Here is a 24,947-nt window from a genome sequence, read left to right as displayed (position 1 = left end):
ATCACTCAATCGCGGTCATTGGGCTTTGAACCTTGAACTTTGGGCTTAGCGCTTAGCGTTTGCGCCAAGCTTGGGTGCGCTTGCTCAGCAGCCTTTCGGTCACCAGATGCACGACTTTCGCCCCTGCCGCTGAGCCCATGATCATCACGGCCATTGCCGCTGCAGCGCCCGTTTGCCCTGCATCGTCCATATTCAATACCGAGACCGATGCCGGGATGGTGTCTGTTGAGTAAAGAAATACTACCGCAGAAGTGGTGGTCAATGCATTAATAAACAGATAGCTAGCGATATCCAGTACCGCAGGCAAGCACACCGGTAGCGTCACTTTAAACAGCAAGTGATATTGTGGCAGTTTAATCGATGCCGCCGTCGCTTCAATTTCCCCTGGCAGTTGTTTAAGGGCGGTCAGCGCCGTCATGTGCCCCACGGTGTAGTAATGCACGATGGTGTTCACCACCAAAAATGCCATGGTGCCGTACAGCACACTGAGCGGATTGGCCGCATCGTTAAAATAAAAAATGTACCCCAACCCCAGCACCATGCCCGGCACCGCCATCGGCACCACACTCAGCATCTGCATCAGTTGGCGCACTGGCGCAAAGGCGCGGCCTTTTTCGATGCCATACGCACCAAGAAAAATCACCACCGTACCAATCAATGCGGTAAAGGTCGCCAGAATCAGTGAATTGAAATATGGGCTCCAGCCGTAGGTGCTCATCTCCGCAAAGTTGTAGTTATTAAGCGTCAGCGCTTTGTTCCAAGGCCAGAACGTCACCAATGAACCGTATACCGCCATGCCCAACACCAGCACAATCGCGCCGCACACCGTCAGACAATAGAGAAAGCACAGTGAATCACGCACGCGATTTGGGCTCGGAACATACGCGACGGAGCGGGTATCAAACAAGTTCTTTTGCTTTTTTTGCACCCAACGATCGGCGATAAACGCCAACGCCGCAGGAAGCAACAGCAACAAGCTGGTGACTGCACCCATGGCAAAATTTTGTTGCCCCACCACCTGTTTGAAGATGTCGGTGGCCAACACGTTGTAACTCCCGCCGATGACTTTCGGCACCCCAAAGTCACACACCACCAGTGTAAACACCACGATGAGCGTGCTGATCAAACCGTACTTGGCGGCGGGCAACGTCACAACCAGAAAGGTTTTCCAACCGGGCGTTTTCAGCGCGCGCGCCGCTTCGTATAAACGCGCGTCAGACGTGCGCAGCGAGGTATTTAAAATCATCAAAGCATGGGGAAAGGTCCAGAAGATCAACCCAAGGCTAATCCCCATCAGTCCATACACCGATTCACCGCCCAGCCAAGACTTGAAGATGCCCTGATTGCCAAACAGAAAAATCAGGCTGATCGCGGGCAATAACGAAGGCGCCAAAATCGGCGCGCTGCCCAGCACTTGAAACAGCCCCTTCATCGGCATACACGAACGGCTTAACGCGTAGGCATAACCAAATGCCAACGTCGACACCACCACCGTTACCAGCACACCGACGGTGAACGTATTGCCCATCGACTGCCACAAAGCGTTGGAGGAGAAATACGTCGCAAAGTTTGCCAAGCCGACATACTCACCGGCGCGGTTTTGTACCGATTTGACCAACATGGCCCACAACGGCATCAAAATGAATAGCCACATAAACAACAAGAGCGCGGTCAGTGTCACGCCCAAAATCAAGTTGTCGCGACTGATGCGTTGCCACCAGCGACTTGATGTGGCTGTGGTTGCGTTGGATAAAATCATAGCTTTCACTTTCTCACCTTAGGCAGCATCGCGCGTTGTCATGCGGGTTGGATAGACCTGAACCACGGTGTCGCGAATCGCCAAATGACGCACATCACCGGCTTGGATCGCGCTATCGACGACTTGTTGCACCGAGAGATCCACATGCACCGCAGGCAACGACGGTTCATCCTGAAAACGGCACTCAATACGATAAAATGCACCCAGAAATTCCAGCGATATAATCTTCACCGGCATGGCATTGCTATTGCGTTCCACAAACGCCAACTGCTCTGGCCGCACAGCCAGTTCAAAGTGATCGCCCTGCTGCACACTGGCATTGCCAATCGCAGGCAAGCTGATCAGCGACTCGGCAACGCGCATTTGTAGCGGCGTGGTCATCGACGCGGGAATGAAATTCATGTGACCAACAAACTGCGCCACAAATCGGCTGGCCGGTTGCTGGTAGATCTCTTGAGGCGAGCCAACCTGCTCAATAACGCCGTGGTTCATCACCACAATTCGGTCGGCCATGGTTAACGCTTCGTCCTGATCGTGCGTCACCATAATGGTGGTGATCCCAAGCTTACGTTGCAGGCGGCAAATTTCATCGCGCAGATGGGCGCGAACTTTGGCATCCAGCGCCGACAAAGGTTCATCCAGTAGCAATAAGCCGGGCGACAGCGCCAATGCTCGCGCCAGCGCGACACGTTGTTGCTGGCCGCCGGACAGTTGATTGGGGAATTTTTGCCCTGAAGTTGGTAAACCGATGGTGTCCAGCCACTCATCGACTTTTTCTAATGCCTCGCGCGTCGAGAGTCCCTGATTTTTCAGGCCGATAGCAATGTTTTCTTGCACAGTTAAATTTGGAAACAGCGCGTAAGATTGGAAGACGATGCCGAAATCACGCTTTTCAGGCGGCAAAAAGGTCATCTCGTGCTGGTTTTGGAAAATGGCGCCCGACGTGGGTAAGTCTAATCCGGCAATGGCACGCAGCAATGTGGTTTTGCCACAGCCCGAGGGGCCAAGAAAGCAGACAAACTCTCCTTGCTGAATGTGAAGGTCGATACCTTTGAGCGCCGTAAACTGGCCAAACTGTTTGATGACGTTGTGAATTTCTAAATAAGGCTGTGAGGTCATAACAAGATCCTTAATTTGGTATAGTCCAAATATAGAATCCCTATGTGACACTGTGGTGACGATTTTATAGACGTGAGATGACAGGAATGTGTCAGTTGATTATTCAGCCAAAAGATTGCCGTACAACATGACGCAAAAAACGAAAAAAGGAGGCCAAAGCCTCCTCAATCATGCGTTGACGAACCCATTAAGATTTGGGTTCAGACTTCGCATCAAACTTCTCAGACCAAGTTTTCAGCACGCGTGCGCGCTCGTTGCCCATCTGCGCAAAGTCCATCTTCGCCATCGCTTTTTCAACGTTCGGGTAGTTCGCCACGGTTTTGCTGACATCTTTATGGCCCACGACCGGATACATATCAATGTACAGTTCGTTGGCTGCTTTGGAGATAGACCAGTCCACCACGCGTTTTGCTGCGTCCGATGCTTTCACCAAACCCACCGCTTCCGATTCCCAGCCGATGCCTTGAGGAATGATGACATCCAGTGGCGCGCCTTGCGTTTTCAACTTCGCGCCGCGACTTGCCATGGAAATGCCAATCGCCACTTCACCCATGCCCGCTTGAACGCACGGTTTTGAACCCGAATGGGTGTAATGCGCGATGTTTTGATCCAGACGCTGCATGTAGTTCCAGCCTTTATCTTCACCCATGTTTTGCAGCCAAGCCGACACCTGCATATAACCTGTGCCCGAAGACGCAGGGTTTGGCATCGCGATGTGGCCCTTATAAACAGGCTTGGTCAGATCTTCCCAACTTTGTGGTTTTGGCAGATTCAACTGTTTGGCAACCGCTTCGTTGAAACACACTGCATTGAAGAACGCGTCATTGCCGTACCACGCCTGCTGACCTTGCGGATCGTTCAGGTTAGCGCGCAGTTCATTCGCACCTTTCGGCGTGTATGGCTTCAAAATGCCTTCGTTTTTCAGCAGTGCCATCGACGAACCCGCCAGCCCCCAAACCACTTCGGCGCGTGGGTTTGATTTTTCAGCTAATAGCTTGGCCGTCATGATACCGGTCGAATCACGCACCCACTTAATTTCGATATCTGGGTTCTCTTTTTCAAACGCAGTTTTGTATTTCGCCAAAATGTCGGTTTCGAACGCGGTATACACCGTCACCTCTTGCGCTGCGTATGCTTGCGCCGCAAATAACGCGACCAGTGAAGCCAGAGTTCCTTTCATAAAACGGGTTTTCATCGTTATCTCCAAGTTGTAGTTAATTTGGTATGTACCAGATTTATTTTCTACGCTAATCCTGTTATGTGACGATTCAATGACGTTCATTTGGCATTTTTGTGAGCATTTCATACTTACATTCGTGGTATGGCGATCCGTATAGTCGTGACGGAAGATGTGAAAGTTTTATGAAATCCGCGTTGGTTGCCTTTACCGAAGCGATTTTTCCTTGCTAGAGTAGCGTTAAATTATTGGTATAGTCCAAAACGGAGTTCACATGAAAAACGACTACTTGCTGCTCACCCCTGGTCCCCTTTCAACCACAGAAACTGTGCGCGAAGCCATGTTAAAAGACTGGTGTACGTGGGATGACGAATACAACAAAGACATTGTGGAAGTGATTCGCCAAAAATTGGTGGCGTTGGCAACCCGTCACAGCGGATACACCTCAGTGTTAATGCAAGGCAGCGGCACCGCGTCGGTCGAAGCCACCATCGGCAGCACCTTAGGCCAACACGGCAAGCTGCTGGTCGTTGATAATGGTGCGTACGGCGCCCGAATCGCGCAGATTGCAGCATACCTGCACATTGATTGTGCCATCGTCTCACCCGGTGAAACTGCGCAACCGTCTCTTGAACACATCGAAACGTGCCTTCAGCAAGATACCACCATTACCCATGTGGCCATCGTGCATTGTGAAACCACCACCGGCATGTTGAATCCCATCGCGGAGGTCGTCGCGCTGGCAAAAAGATACGGCAAAACCGTGATTGTGGATGCGATGTCGAGCTTTGGTGGCATTCCGATGGATATCGGCGATCTCGGAATCGACTTTATGATCAGCTCGGCCAACAAATGCATTCAAGGCGTGCCGGGGTTTGGATTTGTGATTGCCAAGCAGAGTGAACTGGAACAATGCCAAGGCCAAGCCCGTTCGCTGAGCCTCGATCTGTACGACCAATGGCAATGCATGGAGAAAAACCACGGCAAATGGCGCTTTACATCGCCAACTCACACCGTGCGCGCGTTTTATCAGGCACTACTTGAACTAGAACAAGAAGGCGGCATCGCTGCGCGTCATCAGCGTTATCAAACCAACCAAACCACGCTGGTGCGCGGCATGCAATCTCTTGGCTTTACGCCTCTACTCGATGTGTCGCTGCACTCACCCATCATCACCTCATTCTATTCCCCCACGCATCCGGACTACCAATTTGCCGAATTCTATCAGCGCTTAAAAGCACAAGGGTTTGTGATCTATCCGGGGAAAGTGAGCCATGCCGACTGTTTTCGCATTGGCAATATCGGGGATGTTCACCCGCACGACATTGAGCGCCTAATTGAAGCCGTGCAAAACGCCATGTACTGGAACGTTGCCTCATGAGCCACGCGAAACCGGAAACTCATTGGCGTAGCGAGGGCGACATCAACACCACGCCCGCACGCGAGCAATGGGGCCGCAACCTGCAACACCCCGACACGCGCTCGCTGCTTGAGCGTGATGCGAATGTGTTTCTTCATCAGGCGATGTCGACGCCGTGCCTCAACGCGCTGAGTACCGCGCGCGATGTGTACCTAGACGACTTGGCTGGCAAACGCTATCTCGATTTTCATGGCAACAACGTGCATCAATTGGGATATAGCCACCCGCATGTGGTTGAAAAAGTGACTCAGCAAATGCAAACCTTGGCCTTCTCGCCGCGCCGATTTACCAATCCGATTGCGGTGGCATGCGCCGAAAAACTGACTGAGATTTGCGGCGGTGAACTCAATCGCGTGCTATTTGCCCCCGGTGGCACCTCGGTGATTGGCATGGCGCTGAAACTCGCTCGCCATGTCACACAGAACTTTAAAGTCGTGTCGCTGTGGGATGCGTTTCACGGCGCGTCACTGGATGCCATTTCTGTTGGCGGCGAAGCCTGTTTTCGCCACAACATGGGGCCGTTGCTGGCGGGCGTCGAGCGCATTCCCCCAGCGGTGAGCTACCGTGGCGCTTTCCCTCGCGAAGACGGCAGCGACGTTCACTACGCCGACTACTTGGAATATGTGATTGAAAAAGAAGGCGGCGTTGGCGCGTTTATCGCTGAAGCGGTACGCAATACCGACGTGCAAGTGCCCAGCCGCGCGTACTGGAAGCGCGTGCGTGAAATCTGCGACAAACACGGCGTGTTGCTCATCATTGACGACATTCCCAACGGCATGGGACGCAGCGGCCACTGGTTCACCCATCAGGCATTTGATATCGAACCGGACATCCTGTGCATCGGCAAAGGTTTGGGCGGCGGCATCATGCCCATGGCGGCGCTGATCACCAAAGACCAATACAACACCGCTGCTGCGGTGTCATTGGGGCACTACACACACGAAAAAAGCCCGCTGGGCTGCGCCGCTGCGCTCGCCACCATCGAAGTCATCGAGCAGCAACAACTACTGAGCAAAGTACAACGCGACAGCCACTATTTGCACCAACGCCTACACGCGATGAAGCAACGTTATGCGTTGATCGGCGATGTCCGCGGCATCGGCTTATTGTGGGGCGTGGAGCTGGTACAAGACCCAACCAGCAAACAGCGTGCGTACGATGAAGCCGAAGCGGTGCTCTATCACTGCCTCAACCACGGATTGAGTTTTAAGGTGTCGCAGGGGAATGTGATTCAACTCAGCCCTCCGCTGGTCATCGAGCGTGCTGAACTTGATGACGCACTCGCGATCTTCGAATCCGCACTCCAAGAAATCAGCGCCACATTTGGCTACGCCATCAAGCATTCGTAAAGCAAACCGTTCATAAAGCAAACCGTTTAAGGAAACCATCATGCATTCACCAATTCAAGCCGTTATTTTTGACTGGGCTGGCACCATTGTCGACTTCGGATCTTTCGCCCCGACAACGATTTTCGTCGAAGCCTTTCAGCAAGGTTTTGATTTTGAAATTTCACTCGATGAAGCCCGCGTGCCCATGGGATTGGGCAAATGGGATCACATTCAGGCCGTTGGCCGGTTGCCAGACGTCGCGCAACGCTGGGAGCAGCAAATGGGCCGCGCCATGAGCAGCGCGGACATCGATGCCATTTACGCCGCGTTTATGCCGCTGCAAATTGCCAAAGTGGCGGATCACGCCGCGCCGATTCCACACGCGATTGAAGTGGTGAACGCGCTTAAGCAACGTGGCATCAAAATCGGCTCTTGCTCCGGCTATCCGCGTCAGGTGATGGATGTGTTGATCCCAGCAGCAGAGGCACACGGTTATCAGCCAGATTATGTGGTCGCAACCGATGATCTACCGCAAGGGGGCCGGCCGGCGCCGTTCATGGCACTCAAAAATGTGATTGAACTTGGCGTGACGGATGTGCGCGCCTGCATCAAAGTCGATGATGCGGTGCCCGGCATTGATGAAGGCCACAACGCCGGTATGTGGACGGTCGGATTGCTGCTGTCGGGCAACGAAGCGGGACTCACCGAACAAGCGTATCTGTCTGCCGACGAAGCCACACTCAACGCCGCCCGCGTTCGCGCTCGCGACAAACTCTCACAAGCCAACCCCCATTACTTGATTGACACCATCGCCGATTTTCCGGCCGTGGTTGCGGATATCGAACGCCGATTACTCGCGGGTGAACGCCCCTAAAAAAACGGGCCTTGGCCCGTTTTTTGTTTCCATAACCGCGTTGATGTGAAGCGCAGACTTTATGCTTAGAACACTTGCAAACGCACGATCAGCTGCGCGAGCGTGTCGGCACCGTGCCCAGTTAAGGTGTACAAAAACACGGAAAAGTTCGCCAGTGCCGTCAGCCAAAAAATCATTCGAAATGGCTGTTCTAACGTTTTGAAACGCAAAAAGGCCTGTGCCATCAACGCGCCCGGCCAGCCTCCCAGTAACGACAACGCGTGCAACAACCATTCCGAAATGCGCCATTCATTGTTGAGCATGGCGCTTTTATCAAACGCATACACGACATAGGTGATGGCGCTGATCAGAATGTAAAACAGCACAATGATTGGCGGGTAGTTCACCAGATAAATACTGGCAAAAAGGACGGTGATGAACCACACTGACAAAGCGAGAGATAACCCGTAAACCATCGGTCGTTCAATGTCGATCGCACGCAAAGAGCCGTTGGACTCTTTTGCCAATTTGAAGTGAACCGCTTCGTTGATTTTTGGCCGCCGGCCGTGACCTTGCACATCGGAAATGTGAAAGAAGATTTTGCCGCGATAGTTATCGACGGTGATAAAGCCGTACCCTTTTGCGTCATTCCATTCTGAAATTTTGCCTGAAATAGCCATGTTAAACCCATACTCATCCTGCCCTGTCCACCGAGCAGCACGTATTTCGCCTAGCCGTCACTTTGCTGAATAGTCATTGGTTTGATGCAAAGCTCCTGAGGGCGCTCACACGACCTCAAGTAAAGCGTAGTCAGTACTCAGAACGAAGATCAAGCCAAGGATCACCTTTTTCTTCACTCTGCTCGGGGGGGGCTGAAGGGGTGGATAAAAGAACATCACTATTTACAAACATACACAATTTATTACTTAAAAACTGTGTGCATATCGATTGAATTCTTAAATTACAAAGACTAAGGTTTGAGCTACCACCTTATGAATTCGATAACCCTTGTTGGTTTTATGCCGCCCTGACCTGTCAGGGCGGTATTTCTTTTTGGAGAAAATAAATGCCGAATCACCATACCATCGTGGTTTCAACTCTGGACATGGACCGCATCAGCGCTCTGCTGGAGAAGATGCCCAAACTGTCACCCGAATTGGAAAAGCTGGAAGATGAACTCGACCGAGCAACCATCAACGAACCGCAGGACATGCCAGACAATGTCGTGAGCATGAACTCAACGGTGCGTTTTAAGTTCACCGGAAAAGACGAGATCATTCAGAAGAATTTGGTCTACCCACACGAAGTGAAAAATAGTGACGATATTTCGATTTTTGCCCCTGTCGGCAGCGCATTGCTGGGGTTGGCGGCAGGTCAAACGTTAACATGGCCAATGCCTGGCGGCGCTGAGAAGACCATTGAGATTATCGAAGTGGTGTATCAGCCTGAACGTGAAGGCGATTTCAACCGTTAACAGCGGGAATCCGGTGCAAAGTGTTCGCTTTGCACCAGGAGCGATTTAAGCAATCAAAATCTCTTTCAATTCATGCAGTGAACGCACTTCATAATGCGCATCGATACCTTCGGGTTTTGGCTGCTGATGTACATTCAACCAGCATGTTTCAATCCCAAAATTCAGCCCACCCAAAATGTCTGAATGCGGGTTGTCCCCCACCATCAACACACGCGCTTTTTCCGGGTTGCCCATCACCGCCATCGCATGAGCGAAAATCCCTGCGTCCGGTTTCGCAATGCCGACTTCTTCCGAGATCACAATGTGGTCGAAATAGTCTTTCATGCCCGTTTTGGTCAAACGCACATCCTGCAATTCCGTAAACCCATTGGTGATAATGCCCAATTTGGCTTTGCCTTTGAGGGCTTCCATCAGCTCTTTGGCACCGGGCAGCAAGGTGCAAATGTCCGCCATTGCGCTCAAAAACGCGCTGTTGAGCTCTGCAGTGGTCGTTTCCAGTTTTTGTGCCCAAGACTCAAAGCGAATGTGCTTGAGCTCGGCCGCGGTAATGGTGCCGTTTTGATAATCCACCCACAACGGCTTGTTGACCTGTTGGTAGTGGTGAAAGTCTTGTTCAGTAAAATCCACGCCTTTGCGCGCGAACATCAGCTGCATCCCTTGAAAGGCATCGAAATGAAACAGGGTCTCGTCAGCGTCAAATAAGATCCAATCGTACTTCATGTTGGTTTCCTCAAAATGTCGCGCTCAGTCTAGATTGTTTTCCGTGAGATGTTAATCTCTGTGAATGGAAACTTTTTGTTAAGAATATCTCAACAATGATGGATAACACATTTGCCGCCATTCCGATTTTCGTTGCCGTCGTAGAATGCGGCAGCTTCTCCAGCGCCGCCGAGAAACTCAGCATCACCAAGTCTGCCGTGAGCAAACGCGTGACGCAACTTGAAGATGAGTTGGGCATTCGCCTGCTCAACCGCACCACGCGTAAACTGAGCCTCACTGAAGCGGGTGAACGCTATTATTACCATGTGTCCCAAGCGCTGAGCTTTGCACAGCAAGGCAGTGACGCGGTCACTGAACTACAAGGTGAACCCCAAGGTAAACTGAAGATCACAGCGCCCATGTCGTTTGGCGTGTTGCATGTCGCGACGCTGATTGCCGAGTTTCTCACCCGCTACCCGAAAGTCGAAATCGATCTGCAATTGGAAGATCAGATGGTCGATTTAGTGCAAGGCGGCTTTGACCTCGCCATTCGTATCGGCCATTTGCCGGTCTCTAACCTCGTTGCCAAACGATTAGTGCGCTGTCGTAGCGTGTTGTGCTGCTCACCTGATTATCTCAGCCGGCACCCTGCACCGCAGAAACCTGCGGATTTACTGCAACACAACTGCTTGGTGTACTCCTACTTTCGAGGGGGCAGCGAATGGACCTTCACCCAAAACGGGTCGGATTTCAAAGTGATTCCAACCGGGAACCTCAGCGTCAACAACAGCGAAGCGATTCGCCGCGCCCTGCTTGATGGATTGGGCATCGGCCAACTGCCAACTTTTTTGGTGAGCAAAGACATTCGCGCTGGTAAGCTGCACGCCATCATGACCGATTACCCGCTGCCCGAGCACGCAATTTACGCCGTGTTTCCCGAACGCAAACATCTGCCGCATAAAGTGCGCGCTTTTATGGAGTTCATTAGCGAAAAACTGGGCACCGATCAGCCGTATTGGGATCAAGGCATCTTCTGAGCCGTCAATCTCAGAAAACCCGAAAGGACAGTGATTTAGCGCAAAGACCGAGGCTCATGCTGGGCTTATAACGGGTGTTTTCCCCAACGTCGGAGTCATCGATGAAACACTTCTTGCCTTCCTCAGTCATGCTGATGCCTTTCGTGGTGAAGCATTATCCCGAAACGGATGATGAAATTCGCGACGACGAACAACAACATGAATCATCACCTCAACTAGACTTAGAAGATAAGCAAACATCACCTGCAGAATCAGGCCGAAAGCGCAAGAAAGACGCCGCCGTTTAGACGATTAAGGAACCGACCGATGAAAAAAGTAGCTGTGATATTGAGTGGATGTGGTGTATTCGATGGCGCCGAAATTCATGAATCGGTGCTTGCCCTCCACGCGATTGAAAAACACGGTGCCACTTGGCACTGTTTCGCGCCCAACATTGATCAAATGCACGTGGTCAACCACCTCACCGGCGAAGCCACGGATGAGAAACGCAACGTGTTGGTAGAAGCCGCTCGGATTGCCCGTGGTCACATTGAAGATGTGGCTAAACTCAAAGTGGACGATTACGATGCGCTGCTGCTACCGGGTGGTTTTGGCGCAGCGAAAAACCTCACCGATTTTGCGCTCAAAGGGTCTGAATGCAGTATCAACACCCACGTTGCCACGGCGTGTCGTGCCTTCGCACAAGCGGGTAAACCTGCGGCATACCTTTGCATTGCGCCCACCATCATTCCCATGATTTACGAACATGGTGTGGAAGGCACCATCGGCAGCGATCCAGACACCGCCAGCGCTTTCCGTAAAATGGGCGGCGAACACGTCACCTGCCCGGTCGACGACTTTGTGTTCGACCAAAAACACAACGTCCTGTCCACTCCCGCGTACATGCTGGCTGAAAACATCTCTCAAGCCGCAGCGGGCATTGATCGCCTTGTCGCAGCGTTAATCAAGCTTGCCTAATCCCACACAGGCGCTGACGCTCAGCGCCTGTTTTCTTTACACCCTTCCCCAGCAAATTCCGTTGCAGACGTTTGATCAACATCAGGAATGGTTTAGAATTCCGGCCTTGCAAAACAATCGTCTCGATAATTCCCCTTTACAAGCTCATATTTAAAGCTATTATCGCGACGCAAACGTTTTCCCAACCAGTTTCATCGCCATGATGAGGGTTTTATGCTGCCAGATATCGAAATTTGTCGCTCCACGCCGTTGACTGCTATTGAGCAGATCGCCCACCAAGCCGGACTGCTCCCTGAAGAGTTCCAAAGCCAAGGCCGTTATAAAGCCAAAGTCTCGCTTCACTGCCTCGACCGCCTACACGATCAACCTGCCGGAAAATTCATTTTGGTCACCGCCATCACACCAACGCCGCTGGGCGAAGGTAAAACCGTCACCACGATTGGTCTGGCGCAGGGGCTGGCTCGTTTACAACATTCGGTGATGGCCTGTATTCGTCAGCCGTCGATGGGGCCGATTTTCGGCGTCAAAGGGGGCGCTGCCGGTGGCGGTTATTCGCAGGTTGCACCGATGGAAGAGCTGAATCTGCACTTAACCGGCGATATTCATGCCGTGACGGCCGCGCATAACCTCGCCGCCGCCGCGATTGATGCGCGCATCTACCACGAGCAGCGCCACGGGTATGACGATTTTGCAGCAAGAACAGGCATGCCTGCCCTGCGTCTTGACCCCAAACGCATTGTCTGGAAGCGCGTGATGGATCACAACGATCGCGCGCTGCGCATGGTCACGGTCGGACGCAATGAAGCCGGCAAAACCATCAACGGTTACGAGCGTGAAGACGGCTTTGATATCTCGGCCGCTTCGGAATTGATGGCGATTCTTGCACTGGCAAAAGATCTCACAGACTTGCGTCGCCGCATCGGCAACATCGTGGTCGGCTACAACTTAGATGGTCAACCGGTGACCACCGAAGATCTGAAAGTTGCGGGCGCCATGGCCGTCAGCATGAAAGAGGCAATTCAACCCACCTTAATGCAAACTCTGGAAGGCGTACCGACGCTGATTCACGCCGGCCCGTTTGCCAACATCGCGCACGGCAACTCTTCCATCATTGCTGATGACATCGCCACACGCCTCGCTGACTACACCGTGACAGAAGGTGGTTTCGGCTCTGATATGGGCTTTGAAAAAGCGTGTAACATCAAAGCCAGCGCGTCGGGCAAAACGCCTGATTGCGCAGTCATCGTTGCAACATTGCGCGGCTTGAAAGCCAACTCCGGCCATTATGATCTGCGCCCAGGGCAACCGGTCCCTGAAAGCCTGTTTACACCCGACCGTGACGCTTTAATCGCGGGCTTTGAAAACCTCAAATGGCACATCAACAACGTCAACAAATACGGCATTCCTGCGGTCGTGGCGATTAACCGCTTTCCGCAGGATAGTGATGAAGAGCTAGCGCAGCTCAAACAGATGATTGAAGCGCTGCCCAACGATGTGCTGGTGGCCCTGTCGGAAGGATTCGCCAAAGGTGGAGAAGGCACACGCGAACTGGCCGAACACGTGGTCACGCAGTGCAGTAAACCCGCACACTTTACGCCGCTGTATGCACCCGACGCCCCGTTGCTTGAGAAACTCAAAGCGGTCGCAATAAAGGGCTACGGCGCAGGCTCCATCACCTTGAGCGACAAAGCGCAAGCTCAGCTTGATGACCTGCAAGCAAAAGGCTTTGGTCATCTTTCGGTATGTCTGGCAAAAACGCCGCTGTCGATCACCACAGATTCGGCGCACAAGGGTGCGCCCAGCGGATTTGATGTTCCCATTCGCGAGCTGAAGCTCTGCGCAGGCGCGGAATTTGTGTATGCGTTATGCGGCAACGTGATGACCATGCCGGGGCTGCCCGAGAAACCGGCGTTTATGGGGCTGGATATCGACGATCAAGGCCGCATCATCGGGTTAAGTTAAACACTCGGGCCACATCACCCCATTGAAAAGCTTCGCCACCGCGAAGCTTTTTTCTTTGCATTCGATTTGAAATTTTTCCGACCGTGTGCCGTTCTTTTCGTATATCCGTTCAACAAAACGAGTAAGAACCGCCATGAAACGCATTACGTTATTTTTGTTTGCCTTACTGGTCGCCGTACCACTTTCTGTATCGTTTTTCTCCCAAGCAGACACGTCTGCCACCAGCAAACACGCCAGTCATGAAGAAGTCGCAACACTGGCCGGTGGCTGTTTTTGGTGTACTGAATCTGACATGGAAAAACTCGCCGGCGTGATTGCCGTTGTCTCAGGGTATTCCGGTGGCCATGTCGATAATCCGACTTATAAGCAAGTCTCGTCAGGTTCCACCGGTCACATTGAATCGATTCAGGTCACGTATGACGCCGACAAAGTCAGCTATGAACAGGTGTTGGACCATTTCTTCCGCCATATCGACCCCACCGACGATCAAGGTTCATTTGTTGATCGAGGGAACCAATATCGCCCGGCGATTTTTTATCATAACGCACAGCAAAAACAGATTTCTGAACGCTTTATGAAAGCGATCGACGAATCTGGTATTTTCAAAAAGCCACTGAAAACTGAACTCATCGCCTTTAAGCAGTTCTGGCCTGCGGAAGAGTACCATCAAGATTTCTACAAAAAGAGCGCCCTGCGCTACAAATACTATCGCTACGCCTCTGGCCGCGATCAGTACTTAGATACGATTTTTGGTGAAGATCGCGTTGAACACCCCAAAACGCTGCGCCAAATCATCGATGAAAGCAAAGGCATTCGCAATGCGAAAACTTACACTCGCCCATCGGATAAAGAGATTCGTGCCAAACTGACGGATTTACAGTACTACGTCACGCAAGAAGAAGGCACCGAGCACGCGTTCAAAAACGAGTATTGGGATAACAAAGCGGAAGGCATTTATGTCGATATCGTTTCCGGCGAGCCGCTGTTTTCGTCTACCGACAAATATAAATCCGGCACGGGTTGGCCCAGCTTTACCCAACCGATTAATCCAGCGTATATCGTGACCAAAGACGATAACACCCTGTTTTACACTCGCACCGAAGTGCGCAGCCGCTTTGGTCAATCCCACTTGGGCCATGTGTTTAATGACGGCCCTGCGCCAACGGGGTTGCGCTATTGTATGAACTCCGCTGCAATGAGATTTGTACCGAAAGCGGAGATGCAAGCCCAAGGCTATGGGGAATACTTGAAACTGTTCAAATAAATACTGAACGTGATGTGGTGACAAATGGATTGACTACCGCAGCCTGTTGATACCTAAGCGCCCGGTCGCGTGTTTGACTGGGCGTTTCACCAAATAGCAACTTGTAATAATGATTAAACGTGCCGATGTGATAGAAGCCAAAGCCTAGTGCGACGTCGCAGATCGCCCGCTGCTGCGATTGGTCCAGTAATACCCGCCGCACCGCATTCAAACGGCACTCACGCAAAAACATCGCCGGACTCACCCCAAGCTCTTGTTCAAAACAGTTCTGCAACGTGCGTTGGCTGACACAGGCGATCGCGCACATATCGCTGATACTTAACGGATAGTCGCCGTTCTGTTCAATGTATTGATACAGGCGCCGCAACGCCTGACGCCGAGTATGGTAACTGCGCGGTTCACGTTCAGTCGAGACTTGAAACACACTCAGACGATCCATCACCGCTGTAAGTAACATGCCGTGCAAATGCGCTTGGGCGGCGCTCTCTTCAAGTAGCTTTTGTCCAAGTATCGACTGCGGACTCAGCGCGTCTCGAATCAAGTCCACCAGCGACCAGCAACCGTGCTGCGGCACATTGTTTTCAACCAATGTGGCCGTTTCCCACTGGGTATTTTCCCATTGCTCCTGGCTGCCAAATTGCATTCCGTTCAACAGCAGCTCACGGTCGATCACAATGCCAAAAATATGAAAATCCTGAGGCGTCGCCAATTCGAACGACTCCTGCGCCGGACGAATCATCAATTGATGCGTTTCAGCTTGCAGACCATTTACTTTAGGCCGTTGGCTGTTCATCGAAAAACCAATCCAAACCGCATTGGGATTCACGCAACATTCCTGATGAACGGCGCGACTGGTGTACTCCTCAAACAGGTGCAAACCGGGCAACTTTATTTCATCCAGATACCCATTAAATTGCCCTGCACCGTGTTGATTATACTTTTGTTCCCAAGCACTTAGGCTTTGTGCCTGCTGGTTGACATCAAAACTGTACTGTTTGCACCTCGTTGGTGCGCATGAATTCCCTTCATGAAGCAATTGAACCAAATTCATTTTCACCCTCTTGCACCAGCATTATGCACAACCTCTTTTATCTCACTGTTTTTATTGGCTTATTTAACTTTGCCTATTTCCGTCATGCTCGCGGAACAGTTTTCGCACTGTTTTCACAATCTTGTTTGCAACAGGTATACCAAGACAAATTGCAATGTTCAGGCCGCACAGCCCTGAGCAAACCCACACCGCACAACGGTAAAGATTGAGAGGCATCATGAGTTCACGCTACCGATATCAATTAGGCAGTCAGACCTACCAGTTTGCTTCTTTGAAAGAAGTGATGGCGAAGGCATCGCCGCTGCGCTCCGGCGACCAATTGGCGGGGGTAGCCGCCACATCGGCGGAAGAGCGCGTGATCGCGCAGATGATATTGGCAGATCTCCCCCTCACAACCTTCCTCAACGACACCTTGATTCCGTACGAGGACGACGAAATTACTCGTTTGATCATCGATGAGCATGATGCTCGTGCATTCTTGGAGATTGCGCATCTCACGGTTGGCGATTTTCGTAACTGGCTGCTGCAAGAAACCACCACCCATATTGAATTGGCACGGGTTTGCGCTGGCATCACGCCCGAAATGGCCGCGGCAGTCAGCAAAATCATGCGCAATCAGGATCTAATTCTAGTGGCGAAGAAGTGTCAGGTGACCACCGCATTTCGTAACACCATCGGTCTGCCCGGCCGCTTATCCACCCGTTTGCAACCCAATCATCCGACCGATGACATGAGCGGCATTGCGGCATCGATTTTTGATGGCCTGATGTATGGCAACGGCGATGCTGTGATTGGCATCAACCCGGCTACCGACAGCGTAAGCCAGGCGATTCAGCTCATGAAACTGATGGATGACGTGATTCAGCATTATGACATTCCGACTCAATCGTGCGTCCTGACCCATGTGACGAACACGGTCGAAGCGATTGAGAAAGGCGCGCCGGTCGATTTAGTGTTTCAATCTATCGGCGGCACCGAAGCGACCAATCAAGGGTTCGGTATCAACCTGAATGTGATTGCCGAAGCCTATGATGCCGCGCTGAGCCTCAATCGCGGCACCGTCGGCAACAATGTGATGTATTTCGAAACCGGCCAAGGCAGCGCGTTGTCGGCCAACGGCCATCACAACGTCGACCAACAAACCTGCGAAGTGCGCGCCTATGCGCTGGCGCGCAAGTTCAAACCGTTACTGGTTAACACCGTGGTCGGTTTCATCGGCCCAGAATATCTGTTTGACGGCAAGCAGATCACCCGCGCCGGGCTGGAAGATCACTTCTGCGGGAAACTGCTTGGCCTGCCGATGGGGTGTGACATCTGCTACACCAACCACGCGTACGCCGATCAAAACGACATGGACAATCTGCTGACGCTGCTCGGCGTCGCCGAGTGTTCGTTCATCATGGGCATTCCGGGCTCCGATGACATCATGCTCAATTACCAGACCACCTCGTTTCATGACGCGCTCTATGCCCGCCAAGTGTTGGGTTCTCGCCCTGCGCCAGAATTTGAAAGCTGGCTGAAGAGAATGGAAATCTTCCATCAGGATGGACGCAAGCAACTCGCCGACGATTTGTCGCCACATTTTAGCCAGCCACTGCGACTCATTCAGGAGGCCGTATGAGTAAGGCGCCGACTTCCGCGTTGATCCATGAGGATCCATGGCACAAGCTGCGCCAGTTTACCCAAGCACGTATTGGGATTGGCCGCGTAGGAACCAGCATTCCGACCCAAGAGCTATTGCGTTTTCAGCTCTCGCACGCACAAGCGATGGATGCGGTGCATGTGCCGCTCGACGAAGCGGATCTAGTTGACGCCTTGGCGAAAAAATCAGCCATTGTGCCCTATCTGCCCGCATTTTCGCTACATAGCCAAGCCAGTGATCGCCTCACGTATCTGCAACGGCCCGATTTGGGCCGCAAGCTCGATGATGCCTCGATTGAACGTTTGAAGCAGCACAGCGATAGCACGCCAAGCCCGTACGATTTGGCGATTGTCATTGCCGATGGTTTGTCGTCTTACGCAATCAGTCATCACGCGGCGCCCTTTATCGACGCCTTAATCACGCAGCTCCATGCCGACCAACGACATGATTGGCGTATCGCGCCATTGAGCATCGTGCATCAAGGACGCGTGGCGGTTGGTGATGACGTGGGTGAAGCAATCAACGCACGCGAGGTACTGGTGCTGGTGGGCGAACGCCCGGGGTTAAGTTCCCCCGATAGCTTGGGGCTGTATCTGACCTGGCACCCACAGCGCGGTACCGAAGATTCACTACGCAACTGTATTTCCAATGTGCGCCCACAAGGTCTGCCTTATCACGCGGCAGCGATGAAATGCTTCTATCTGCTGGCGGAGTCACGCCGGCTCAAACTCACCGGCGTCGGACTGAAAGATCGTTCTGACGACGCACAGTTGAATCAACCGATTCAAGCAAACCAATTTTCATTAACCACTGATTAGATTTTAAGGACATTACTAAGGATTGTTATGATGGAAAATAGCAGCAAACCGGTTCTGAAACGGACCCTTGGAAAATTTCACTTATGGGGCATTGCCGTCGGGCTGGTCATTTCGGGCGAATACTTCGGCTGGAGTTACGGTTGGGCGCAGGCTGGGACGCTCGGCTTTTTGATCACCACCCTGATCATTGCCACCATGTACACCGCGTTCATTTTCAGTTTTACCGAGCTGTCGACGTCCATCCCCCACGCAGGCGGCCCATTCGCTTATGCGTATCGCGCCTTTGGTCCGTTAGGCGGCTATGTCGCAGGTTTTGCCACCTTGGTTGAATTTGTGTTTGCGCCGCCCGCCATCGCTATGGCCATCGGGGCATATCTCAATGTTCAGTTTCCGACGCTCGACCCGAAATTGGTGGCCGTGGTTGCTTACGTGGTCTTTATGGGACTCAACCTTGTTGGGGTAAGCATTGCCGCGACGTTCGAACTTTTGGTCACCATTCTTGCTATCGTCGAACTGCTGGTCTTTATGGGCGTCGTCTCCCCCGGTTTCTCTATGGCAAACTTTGCCGCGAACGGTTGGGCTGGCAGCGATGTCTTCTCTGGCGAAGCAATTTCCGGCATCTTTGCGGCGATTCCTTTTGCCATCTGGTTTTTCCTCGCCATTGAAGGCGCGTCGATGGCGGCGGAAGAAGCCAAAGATCCGAAACGCACGATTCCGGTGGCGTTTATCGCCGGTATTTTAACGCTGGTGGTGCTGGCCGTGGGCGTGATGTTCTTTGCGGGTGGCGCTGGTGATTGGCGTGAACTGTCCAACATCAACGACCCATTGCCACAAGCCATGAAAATGATTGTCGGCGAATCAAGTGGCTGGTTGCATATGCTGGTGTGGCTGGGATTGTTTGGCCTGATCGCGTCATTCCACGGCATCATCATGGGGTATTCTCGTCAGATTTACGCGTTGGCGCGTGCAGGCTTTCTGCCAAAATCACTCGCTGCCGTCAACCAACGTTATCAAACACCGCATTGGGCGATTCTGGCGGGCGGCGTGGTGGGTATCGCGGCCATCTTCTCTGACAACCTGATTGTGATTGGCGGGCAGCCACTGACTGCCAACATCGTGACGATGGCGGTGTTTGGCGCCATCGTGATGTACATCGTGTCTATGTTGGCGCTATTTAAACTGCGTCGCACCGAACCAGCACTGGAACGTCCGTTCCGCGCCCCGCTCTATCCATTTGCTCCAGCGCTTGCTCTGGGTCTAGCGGTACTTGCTCTGGTTGCGATGGTGTATTACAACTTCCTGCTGACGCTGATCTTTGTCGGGTTATTTGCCCTTGGTTTTCTCTACTTCAAAGCGACACACGATGAAAGCTCGATGCAGGAAGGTCATGACATGCTGCTGATGCCACAGGCTAGTAAAGCGTAAAAAGTGCCATTCGCTTGACTATCAGAGACAAAAAAGGACATCCGAGGATGTCCTTTTTCATTGAATATTTGTGTACTTACCGCAAGCCGTGCAGAAATTCAGCGCGGGTTGCGGGGTTGGACTTAAAAATGCCACCAAGCGCCGTGGTTGTGGTTTCGCTGGTTGCATCCATCACACCGCGTGATTTCACGCAGTAGTGAGTCGCATCGATGGTGACGGCCACGTCTTCTGATTCCAACAGGGTTTGCAGCGCAACCAGAATTTGTTGCGTCATACGCTCTTGCACCTGTGGGCGCTGCGCAAAAAAGCGCACAATGCGGTTAATTTTCGACAGGCCGATAATTTTGCCACGCGGAATATACGCCACCGCCGCTTTCCCATCGATAGTCACCAAGTGGTGCTCACAGGTACTGGTCACGGTAATGTCTTTCACACGCACCATTTCGCTCACGTTCATCTTGTTTTCGATGACCGTGATTTTCGGGAAGTTGTGGTAATCCAGACCAGAGAAGATCTCATCGACGTACATCTTCGAGATTCGGTGCGGGGTTTCTTCAAGGCTATCGTCAGTGAGGTCCAGTCCTAAGAGAGTCAGAATTTCACGCATATGGTGTTCAATGCGTTCTTTTTTCTCATCTCGACTGATCGTGTTTGGTTGCATTGGCGTTTCCAAACCACGACGTTCCAGCGCATCTTTTACTAACTTCGCGGATTCGCTCAAACCTGACATTACTTTACCTCATATTAACCCTTTCGGATGGCTGACAAGGATACTCGGATTTTTTAATAATTACACCCATATTTTATCGGTGGACATTATTGCCACTGGGCTTTGTGTGCTAAAGTATCCTCAAAAATGAAGACCATAGGATTTCATCATGGGCTGTTGTGACGCTCCCGGCTTAATGCCAATTGAAGACGCGCTAGACAAAATGCTCTCGCGCATCACTCCGATTCAAACCACACTGACGCTTCCCCTTGCCGACGCACTCGGTTTTGTCCTTGCTGAAGATATTCTCTCTCCGATTAACGTGCCGCCGTTTGATAACTCCGCGATGGATGGCTATGCCGTGCGCCGCGCCGAATTGGCAACCCAAGCGCCACTGCCGGTCGCGGGCAAATCGTTTGCTGGCCAACCCTTTGACGGTGAATGGCCAGCCATGAGCTGTGTGCGCATTATGACCGGGGCAAAAATTCCGGACGGTTGCGATGCGGTGATCATGCAAGAGCAAGCCACGGTGTCGGAACAAGGCGTCACCTTCAGCCACACCGACATCAAACCGAATGACAACATTCGTCCGACCGGTGACGACATTTACCAAGGCGATGTGGTGTTGAGTCAAGGCGCGCGCCTCACACCCCGTGACATTCCGATGATCGCCACACTTGGCGTGGCCAATGTGACCGTTTATCGCAAGCCGAAAGTGGCATTTTTCTCAACCGGTGACGAGTTGAAGCCGCTGGGTCAACCGCTGGATGCCGGTCAGATCTACGACAGCAACCGTTACGGTATTAAACCGCTGATTGAAAACTTCGGCTGCGAAGCCATTGATCTCGGCATCATTCCTGACTGCCCAGAGACGTTAAAAGCCACGTTTGAGAAAGCCCAAAGCTTGGCGGATGTGGTGGTCACTTCCGGCGGCGTGAGCGTGGGCGAAGCAGACTACACCAAAGATATTCTGGAACAACTGGGTCAAATCGGCTTCTGGAAACTGGCGATTAAACCGGGTAAACCGTTCGCATTTGGCGAACTGGAAAACGCTTGGTTCTGCGGCCTGCCGGGTAACCCAGTCTCCGCGGTTCTGACCATGTACGTTCTGGTGCAACCGATGCTTGCAAAACTGTCGGGGCACACCGAATGGACAGCGCCAGAGTCAATTCCGGCCATCACCCGCACCACCTTCAAGAAAGCCCCGGGACGCACCGATTACCAACGCGGCATTTACCGCATCGAAAACGGTCAGTTCGTGGTTGAAACCACTGGGAACCAAAGCTCTGGCGCATTCCGCTCGATGAGCTTGGCGAACTGCTTTGTGGTGCTCGAACGCGAACGCGGCCGAGTCGAAGCTGGCGAAACGGTCAACATCCAGCTTTTTAACGCAACTTTATACTAGGAGTTCGTGTGGATATTCTCAGCGACTCAGAAATGCTGCGTTACAACCGTCAAATCATTCTCAAACAGTTTGATTTTGATGGTCAGGAAGCGCTGAAACAGAGTGCCGTATTGATCCTCGGTGCAGGCGGCTTGGGCTGCGCGTCCAGCCAATATCTGGCCACAGCGGGCGTGGGTCAAATCACGCTGATTGATTATGACACCGTGGAGCTCTCCAATCTGCAGCGTCAGGTATTGCACCATGATGCCAATATCGGTCAGTTGAAAGTGGTATCAGCGGCCCAATCGCTGCAAGAACTCAACCCGCACATTACCATTGAAACCGTCGCCAAGCGCCTGAGCGACGACGAATTGGAAGCCCTGATTGAACAACATGCTTTAGTGCTGGACGCTTCGGACAACGTCGACACGCGTAATCAGTTGAACCGCTTGTGCTTTAAAACCAAAACTCCATTGGTTTCCGGCGCAGCGATTCGTATGGAAGGCCAAGTGAGCGTGTTTACTTACCAAAGCGAAGACGAACCCTGTTACCAGTGCCTGAGCGCCCTGTTTGGCAACGCTGCGTTAAGCTGCGTCGAAGCTGGCGTGATGGCGCCCGTGGTCGGCATCATTGGCGCCGTGCAAGCGATGGAAGCGATCAAAGTGCTGGCCAATTACGGCGCACCGATTCGCGGTAAAATTCTGATGTTAGATGCCATGAGCATGTCTTGGCGTGAAATGAAGCTGATGAAGCTGCCCACTTGTCCGGTGTGTCACTCCTAATCGACAGGCGCAATGAAGCGCCTGTTTTTATTTGGATTCTTTGCCAGAATTGAGTAACGTAACTCATCACACCCAATACAGGATGAAGTGGAATGTCGCCATTAGTTACCCCAGCTTGGCTCGCAGAAAAACAAAACGATCCACGCTTAGTCGTGCTCGACGCCAGCATTGATTTTCAAATTCCGAGCGAAACCGAAAAGGACAAAGTCAATAAGATTCCCGGCGCGCGCCGTTTCGATTACGACAGCGTGTTTTGCGACACTGAATGCGACCTTCCCCACATGATGCCCACGGAAGCGCGCTTTAATGAACTGGCGCAGCAACTGGGACTCCACCAAGATTCCATTATTGTGGTGTACGACAACAGCGGCACATTTGCGTCGCCTCGCGCATGGTGGATGTTCAAGGCCTTTGGACACAATGACGTCTACATTCTCGATGGCGGGCTGACTGAATGGAAAGCCCAAGGTTACACTGTCACCCAGAGTTACGATGATTCATACGCGCCCGGTCACTTTGCCGGTACGCTCGACCCGCGTTTCTTTGTCGATGCGAACTACGTGTTAAGCAAAATCGATGACGACAGCAGCCTGACTGTCGATGCGCGATCCAAAGCCCGTTTTCTGGCACAAGTGGCCGAACCTCGCCCGGGAATTCGCAGCGGTCATATTCCCGGTGCATGTTGTCTGCCGTTTGCGGAGCTGATGAACGGTCATCAGATGAAATCACCAACGGAGCTGAAACCAATTTTGCAACAAGCGCTCATTCGTCCAGCCGATGAGTATCTGTTCAGTTGCGGCTCCGGTGTCACCGCCTGCATCGTATTACTCGCTGCCACCCTCTGCGGCTACCAGAATCTGGCCGTCTACGATGGTTCTTGGACGGAATGGGGTCAGCGCCACGACTTACCGATTGAGAAGTAACTTCTCAAACAGCAAAAAGGCCACGTTCATGTGGCCTTTTCATTTCGCGACGAATATAGCAGCACACTATTGAGTATCACGCATCTGTTCATCTAAGTTGAGCACCGTCAGCGCGTTGGTCACGCTGGTCGCTATCACATCGATGGCGCCAGTGCGCAGTGCACCAAGCAGTGCCAACGGCTTACTGTTCTCGGCCGCAATCGCGATCACTTCGGCGATGCGGCGAAACTCTTCAATGCCCAAACCAATCACGCGATCGCTCATCACGGTGTTAGCAATCTCGCCATGCACATTAAAGAAATCGTACCCGGCGAAATCGCCGACCACGCCTTGCTTAAGACGCGACTGCACCACTTCATCCGGCGTAAACCAGCCCAAATCGACCATGTAGCTGTTTTCACTCATATCACCAATGCCGACCAAGGCGATGTCTGCTTTGCGCGCCAGATCGAGCGTTTGCTTGACGGTGGCGTTTTGCATGAAAGCCAGTTTCTGCGCGCGGTTCTCGGCATACGCTGGGGCGTACAAGGTTTCGGAGGTACCACCGTACTTCTTCGCCATCTGACGACAAATGTGGTCGGCGTTAAACATCCCCCCGCGAGGGTGAATGCCGCCGATGCTGCACACGAACTTACAATCACGCGGCGTAATCACGCCCACATGATGCGCCACCGAAGACACGTTGCGCCCTTGGCCGATGCTCACCACCATGCCATTCTTTAATGTGCTGGAAAGGTAATTCGACACCAATCCCGACACTTGTTGGCGCTGCAACTCTTCGTTGGGCTGGTCTAGCGCCACCAACGCCCGCTTCACACCAAAGCGCTCGATCAAACGCTGTTCAATCTTGGCACTGAACACCGGGTGGTATTTCACGGTGATCTCGACAATGCCCTCATCACGCGCCTGTTTCAGCATGCGCCCCACTTTGGCACGCGAAATCGCAAACTTCTTCGAGATCTCTTCTTGGGTTGCCCCATCTTGATAGTAGGCAACGGAAATCTCCGTCAGCAAATCGGTGTTTTCCACCGAAATATCTTGGTTCGAACCGCTCATGTCACGCTCTCAATCATTACGTTGCTCAGCATGGTATCGGATACTGAGCATCTGCTCATTGACGTAGCATATGTTATAGCGCCAAATGAATGCAACATTTGCTCACAA

The 24,947-nt window shown here is 52.4% G+C and carries 23 protein-coding genes; 15 read left to right on the top strand and 8 right to left on the bottom strand.

The genetic code is table 11. From position 1 onward, the window contains the following. Positions 1-52: 52 nt before the first annotated feature. The 3 genes from ACF8PK_RS01055 to ACF8PK_RS01045 all read right to left on the bottom strand — a co-directional run bounded on the left by ACF8PK_RS01055 (position 53) and on the right by ACF8PK_RS01045 (position 4,073). Positions 53-1,759, bottom strand: coding sequence for a putative 2-aminoethylphosphonate ABC transporter permease subunit (locus tag ACF8PK_RS01055; RefSeq protein ID WP_392439908.1), 1,707 nt, complete (start codon positions 1,757-1,759; stop codon positions 53-55). A gap of 18 nt (positions 1,760-1,777) precedes the next feature. Then, positions 1,778-2,878 carry a putative 2-aminoethylphosphonate ABC transporter ATP-binding protein gene (locus tag ACF8PK_RS01050; RefSeq protein ID WP_392439626.1) on the bottom strand — a complete coding sequence of 367 codons (1,101 nt, stop codon included), beginning with the start codon at positions 2,876-2,878 and terminating at the stop codon, positions 1,778-1,780. A gap of 187 nt (positions 2,879-3,065) precedes the next feature. Then, entirely contained in the window at positions 3,066-4,073 is a 1,008-nt protein-coding gene (locus ACF8PK_RS01045) for a putative 2-aminoethylphosphonate ABC transporter substrate-binding protein (RefSeq protein WP_014257245.1), read from the bottom strand. Between the two features lie 256 nt (positions 4,074-4,329). Here ACF8PK_RS01045 and phnW point away from each other — a divergent pair, with 256 nt between their 5' ends. The 3 genes from phnW to phnX are packed head-to-tail and all read left to right on the top strand — an operon-like array spanning position 4,330 to position 7,677. Then, positions 4,330-5,436, top strand: coding sequence for a 2-aminoethylphosphonate--pyruvate transaminase (phnW, locus tag ACF8PK_RS01040; protein WP_392439623.1), 1,107 nt, complete (start codon positions 4,330-4,332; stop codon positions 5,434-5,436). Further along, on the top strand, positions 5,433-6,824 hold the full coding sequence (locus ACF8PK_RS01035; RefSeq protein WP_392439620.1) for an aspartate aminotransferase family protein: 1,392 nt from the start codon (positions 5,433-5,435) through the stop codon (positions 6,822-6,824). The genes phnW and ACF8PK_RS01035 overlap by 4 nt, the downstream gene beginning before the upstream one ends. Positions 6,825-6,861: 37 nt before the next feature. Next, positions 6,862-7,677: a phosphonoacetaldehyde hydrolase gene (gene phnX, locus ACF8PK_RS01030; RefSeq protein WP_392439906.1), complete on the top strand. Its 816-nt coding sequence runs from the start codon at positions 6,862-6,864 to the stop codon at positions 7,675-7,677. A gap of 65 nt (positions 7,678-7,742) precedes the next feature. On the opposite strand, the gene ACF8PK_RS01025 is transcribed toward phnX, so the two are convergent. Further along, a complete protein-coding gene (locus ACF8PK_RS01025; protein WP_014257241.1) occupies positions 7,743-8,336 on the bottom strand; it encodes a cold shock and DUF1294 domain-containing protein in 594 nt (197 codons plus the stop codon). Between the two features lie 386 nt (positions 8,337-8,722). On the opposite strand from ACF8PK_RS01025, the gene rnk reads away from it, so the two are divergent. Continuing rightward, positions 8,723-9,130: a nucleoside diphosphate kinase regulator gene (rnk, locus tag ACF8PK_RS01020; RefSeq protein WP_004728045.1), complete on the top strand. Its 408-nt coding sequence runs from the start codon at positions 8,723-8,725 to the stop codon at positions 9,128-9,130. Between the two features lie 45 nt (positions 9,131-9,175). Here rnk and yjjG read toward each other — a convergent pair whose 3' ends face one another. Then, positions 9,176-9,850 (bottom strand): pyrimidine 5'-nucleotidase, encoded by a 675-nt coding sequence (gene yjjG, locus ACF8PK_RS01015; RefSeq protein ID WP_143680414.1) that lies wholly within the window; start codon positions 9,848-9,850, stop codon positions 9,176-9,178. Between the two features lie 98 nt (positions 9,851-9,948). Between yjjG and ACF8PK_RS01010 the strand changes: the two genes are divergently transcribed. From ACF8PK_RS01010 to msrB, 5 genes are all read left to right on the top strand, one after another. Beyond that, a complete protein-coding gene (locus ACF8PK_RS01010; RefSeq protein ID WP_197278149.1) occupies positions 9,949-10,866 on the top strand; it encodes a LysR family transcriptional regulator in 918 nt (305 codons plus the stop codon). A 101-nt stretch (positions 10,867-10,967) separates the two neighbouring features. Further along, the gene (locus tag ACF8PK_RS01005; protein ID WP_014257238.1) at positions 10,968-11,153 is read left to right on the top strand and encodes a hypothetical protein; all 186 of its coding nucleotides are present in this window, start codon (positions 10,968-10,970) and stop codon (positions 11,151-11,153) included. Between the two features lie 19 nt (positions 11,154-11,172). After that, complete coding sequence (elbB, locus tag ACF8PK_RS01000; protein ID WP_055465329.1) at positions 11,173-11,823, top strand: isoprenoid biosynthesis glyoxalase ElbB; 651 nt, start codon at positions 11,173-11,175, stop codon at positions 11,821-11,823. 213 nt (positions 11,824-12,036) lie between these two features. Further along, a complete protein-coding gene (locus ACF8PK_RS00995) occupies positions 12,037-13,785 on the top strand; it encodes a formate--tetrahydrofolate ligase (RefSeq protein ID WP_392439615.1) in 1,749 nt (582 codons plus the stop codon). Positions 13,786-13,918: 133 nt separating this feature from the next. Beyond that, positions 13,919-15,049: a peptide-methionine (R)-S-oxide reductase MsrB gene (gene msrB, locus ACF8PK_RS00990; protein ID WP_392439613.1), complete on the top strand. Its 1,131-nt coding sequence runs from the start codon at positions 13,919-13,921 to the stop codon at positions 15,047-15,049. On the opposite strand, the gene ACF8PK_RS00985 is transcribed toward msrB, so the two are convergent. Next, positions 15,042-16,100 (bottom strand): helix-turn-helix domain-containing protein, encoded by a 1,059-nt coding sequence (locus ACF8PK_RS00985; protein ID WP_392439611.1) that lies wholly within the window; start codon positions 16,098-16,100, stop codon positions 15,042-15,044. The genes msrB and ACF8PK_RS00985 overlap by 8 nt on opposite strands. Before the next feature lie 217 nt (positions 16,101-16,317). On the opposite strand from ACF8PK_RS00985, the gene ACF8PK_RS00980 reads away from it, so the two are divergent. Genes ACF8PK_RS00980 through eat form a run of 3 tightly spaced genes read left to right on the top strand, consistent with a single transcriptional unit; the run spans position 16,318 to position 19,985 of the window. Beyond that, entirely contained in the window at positions 16,318-17,721 is a 1,404-nt protein-coding gene (locus tag ACF8PK_RS00980; RefSeq protein ID WP_392439609.1) for an ethanolamine ammonia-lyase subunit EutB, read from the top strand. Then, positions 17,718-18,560, top strand: a complete 843-nt coding sequence (gene eutC, locus ACF8PK_RS00975) for an ethanolamine ammonia-lyase subunit EutC (RefSeq protein ID WP_392439607.1) — start codon at positions 17,718-17,720, stop codon at positions 18,558-18,560. The genes ACF8PK_RS00980 and eutC overlap by 4 nt, the downstream gene beginning before the upstream one ends. A gap of 27 nt (positions 18,561-18,587) precedes the next feature. Next, a complete protein-coding gene (gene eat / locus ACF8PK_RS00970; protein ID WP_392439605.1) occupies positions 18,588-19,985 on the top strand; it encodes an ethanolamine permease in 1,398 nt (465 codons plus the stop codon). 76 nt (positions 19,986-20,061) lie between these two features. Here the strand turns inward: eat and folE are convergent, their stop codons facing one another. Further along, on the bottom strand, positions 20,062-20,715 hold the full coding sequence (folE, locus tag ACF8PK_RS00965) for a GTP cyclohydrolase I FolE (protein WP_038152105.1): 654 nt from the start codon (positions 20,713-20,715) through the stop codon (positions 20,062-20,064). Positions 20,716-20,863: 148 nt separating this feature from the next. On the opposite strand from folE, the gene moeA reads away from it, so the two are divergent. From moeA to ACF8PK_RS00950, 3 genes are all read left to right on the top strand, one after another. Continuing rightward, positions 20,864-22,099, top strand: coding sequence for a molybdopterin molybdotransferase MoeA (moeA, locus tag ACF8PK_RS00960; RefSeq protein ID WP_392439602.1), 1,236 nt, complete (start codon positions 20,864-20,866; stop codon positions 22,097-22,099). 8 nt (positions 22,100-22,107) lie between these two features. Then, the gene (moeB, locus tag ACF8PK_RS00955; RefSeq protein WP_392439600.1) at positions 22,108-22,860 is read left to right on the top strand and encodes a molybdopterin-synthase adenylyltransferase MoeB; all 753 of its coding nucleotides are present in this window, start codon (positions 22,108-22,110) and stop codon (positions 22,858-22,860) included. 92 nt (positions 22,861-22,952) lie between these two features. Next, on the top strand, positions 22,953-23,783 hold the full coding sequence (locus ACF8PK_RS00950) for a sulfurtransferase (RefSeq protein WP_158141942.1): 831 nt from the start codon (positions 22,953-22,955) through the stop codon (positions 23,781-23,783). Between the two features lie 66 nt (positions 23,784-23,849). On the opposite strand, the gene ACF8PK_RS00945 is transcribed toward ACF8PK_RS00950, so the two are convergent. Continuing rightward, positions 23,850-24,839: a sugar-binding transcriptional regulator gene (locus tag ACF8PK_RS00945; RefSeq protein WP_143680407.1), complete on the bottom strand. Its 990-nt coding sequence runs from the start codon at positions 24,837-24,839 to the stop codon at positions 23,850-23,852. Between the last annotated feature and the right edge of the window lie 108 nt (positions 24,840-24,947).

It is taken from the genome of Vibrio sp. CJQ_6 (assembly GCF_043106745.1).
GTDB classification, from domain to species: domain Bacteria; phylum Pseudomonadota; class Gammaproteobacteria; order Enterobacterales; family Vibrionaceae; genus Vibrio; species Vibrio furnissii.
This window is presented reverse-complemented; position numbering and strand designations above follow the sequence as displayed.

What these genes read in the sequence shown, in the direction of transcription:
- ACF8PK_RS01055 (WP_392439908.1), bottom strand. Translation starts at nt 1,759, where the DNA reads ATGATTTTATCCAACGCAACCACAGCCACATCAAGTCGCTGGTGGCAA.
- ACF8PK_RS01050 (WP_392439626.1), bottom strand. Translation starts at nt 2,878, where the DNA reads ATGACCTCACAGCCTTATTTAGAAATTCACAACGTCATCAAACAGTTT.
- ACF8PK_RS01045 (WP_014257245.1), bottom strand. Translation starts at nt 4,073, where the DNA reads ATGAAAACCCGTTTTATGAAAGGAACTCTGGCTTCACTGGTCGCGTTA.
- phnW (WP_392439623.1), top strand. Translation starts at nt 4,330, where the DNA reads ATGAAAAACGACTACTTGCTGCTCACCCCTGGTCCCCTTTCAACCACA.
- ACF8PK_RS01035 (WP_392439620.1), top strand. Translation starts at nt 5,433, where the DNA reads ATGAGCCACGCGAAACCGGAAACTCATTGGCGTAGCGAGGGCGACATC.
- ACF8PK_RS01025 (WP_014257241.1), bottom strand. Translation starts at nt 8,336, where the DNA reads ATGGCTATTTCAGGCAAAATTTCAGAATGGAATGACGCAAAAGGGTAC.
- rnk (WP_004728045.1), top strand. Translation starts at nt 8,723, where the DNA reads ATGCCGAATCACCATACCATCGTGGTTTCAACTCTGGACATGGACCGC.
- yjjG (WP_143680414.1), bottom strand. Translation starts at nt 9,850, where the DNA reads ATGAAGTACGATTGGATCTTATTTGACGCTGACGAGACCCTGTTTCAT.
- ACF8PK_RS01010 (WP_197278149.1), top strand. Translation starts at nt 9,949, where the DNA reads ATGGATAACACATTTGCCGCCATTCCGATTTTCGTTGCCGTCGTAGAA.
- ACF8PK_RS01005 (WP_014257238.1), top strand. Translation starts at nt 10,968, where the DNA reads ATGAAACACTTCTTGCCTTCCTCAGTCATGCTGATGCCTTTCGTGGTG.
- elbB (WP_055465329.1), top strand. Translation starts at nt 11,173, where the DNA reads ATGAAAAAAGTAGCTGTGATATTGAGTGGATGTGGTGTATTCGATGGC.
- ACF8PK_RS00995 (WP_392439615.1), top strand. Translation starts at nt 12,037, where the DNA reads ATGCTGCCAGATATCGAAATTTGTCGCTCCACGCCGTTGACTGCTATT.
- msrB (WP_392439613.1), top strand. Translation starts at nt 13,919, where the DNA reads ATGAAACGCATTACGTTATTTTTGTTTGCCTTACTGGTCGCCGTACCA.
- ACF8PK_RS00985 (WP_392439611.1), bottom strand. Translation starts at nt 16,100, where the DNA reads ATGAATTTGGTTCAATTGCTTCATGAAGGGAATTCATGCGCACCAACG.
- ACF8PK_RS00980 (WP_392439609.1), top strand. Translation starts at nt 16,318, where the DNA reads ATGAGTTCACGCTACCGATATCAATTAGGCAGTCAGACCTACCAGTTT.
- eutC (WP_392439607.1), top strand. Translation starts at nt 17,718, where the DNA reads ATGAGTAAGGCGCCGACTTCCGCGTTGATCCATGAGGATCCATGGCAC.
- eat (WP_392439605.1), top strand. Translation starts at nt 18,588, where the DNA reads ATGATGGAAAATAGCAGCAAACCGGTTCTGAAACGGACCCTTGGAAAA.
- folE (WP_038152105.1), bottom strand. Translation starts at nt 20,715, where the DNA reads ATGTCAGGTTTGAGCGAATCCGCGAAGTTAGTAAAAGATGCGCTGGAA.
- moeA (WP_392439602.1), top strand. Translation starts at nt 20,864, where the DNA reads ATGGGCTGTTGTGACGCTCCCGGCTTAATGCCAATTGAAGACGCGCTA.
- ACF8PK_RS00950 (WP_158141942.1), top strand. Translation starts at nt 22,953, where the DNA reads ATGTCGCCATTAGTTACCCCAGCTTGGCTCGCAGAAAAACAAAACGAT.
- ACF8PK_RS00945 (WP_143680407.1), bottom strand. Translation starts at nt 24,839, where the DNA reads ATGAGCGGTTCGAACCAAGATATTTCGGTGGAAAACACCGATTTGCTG.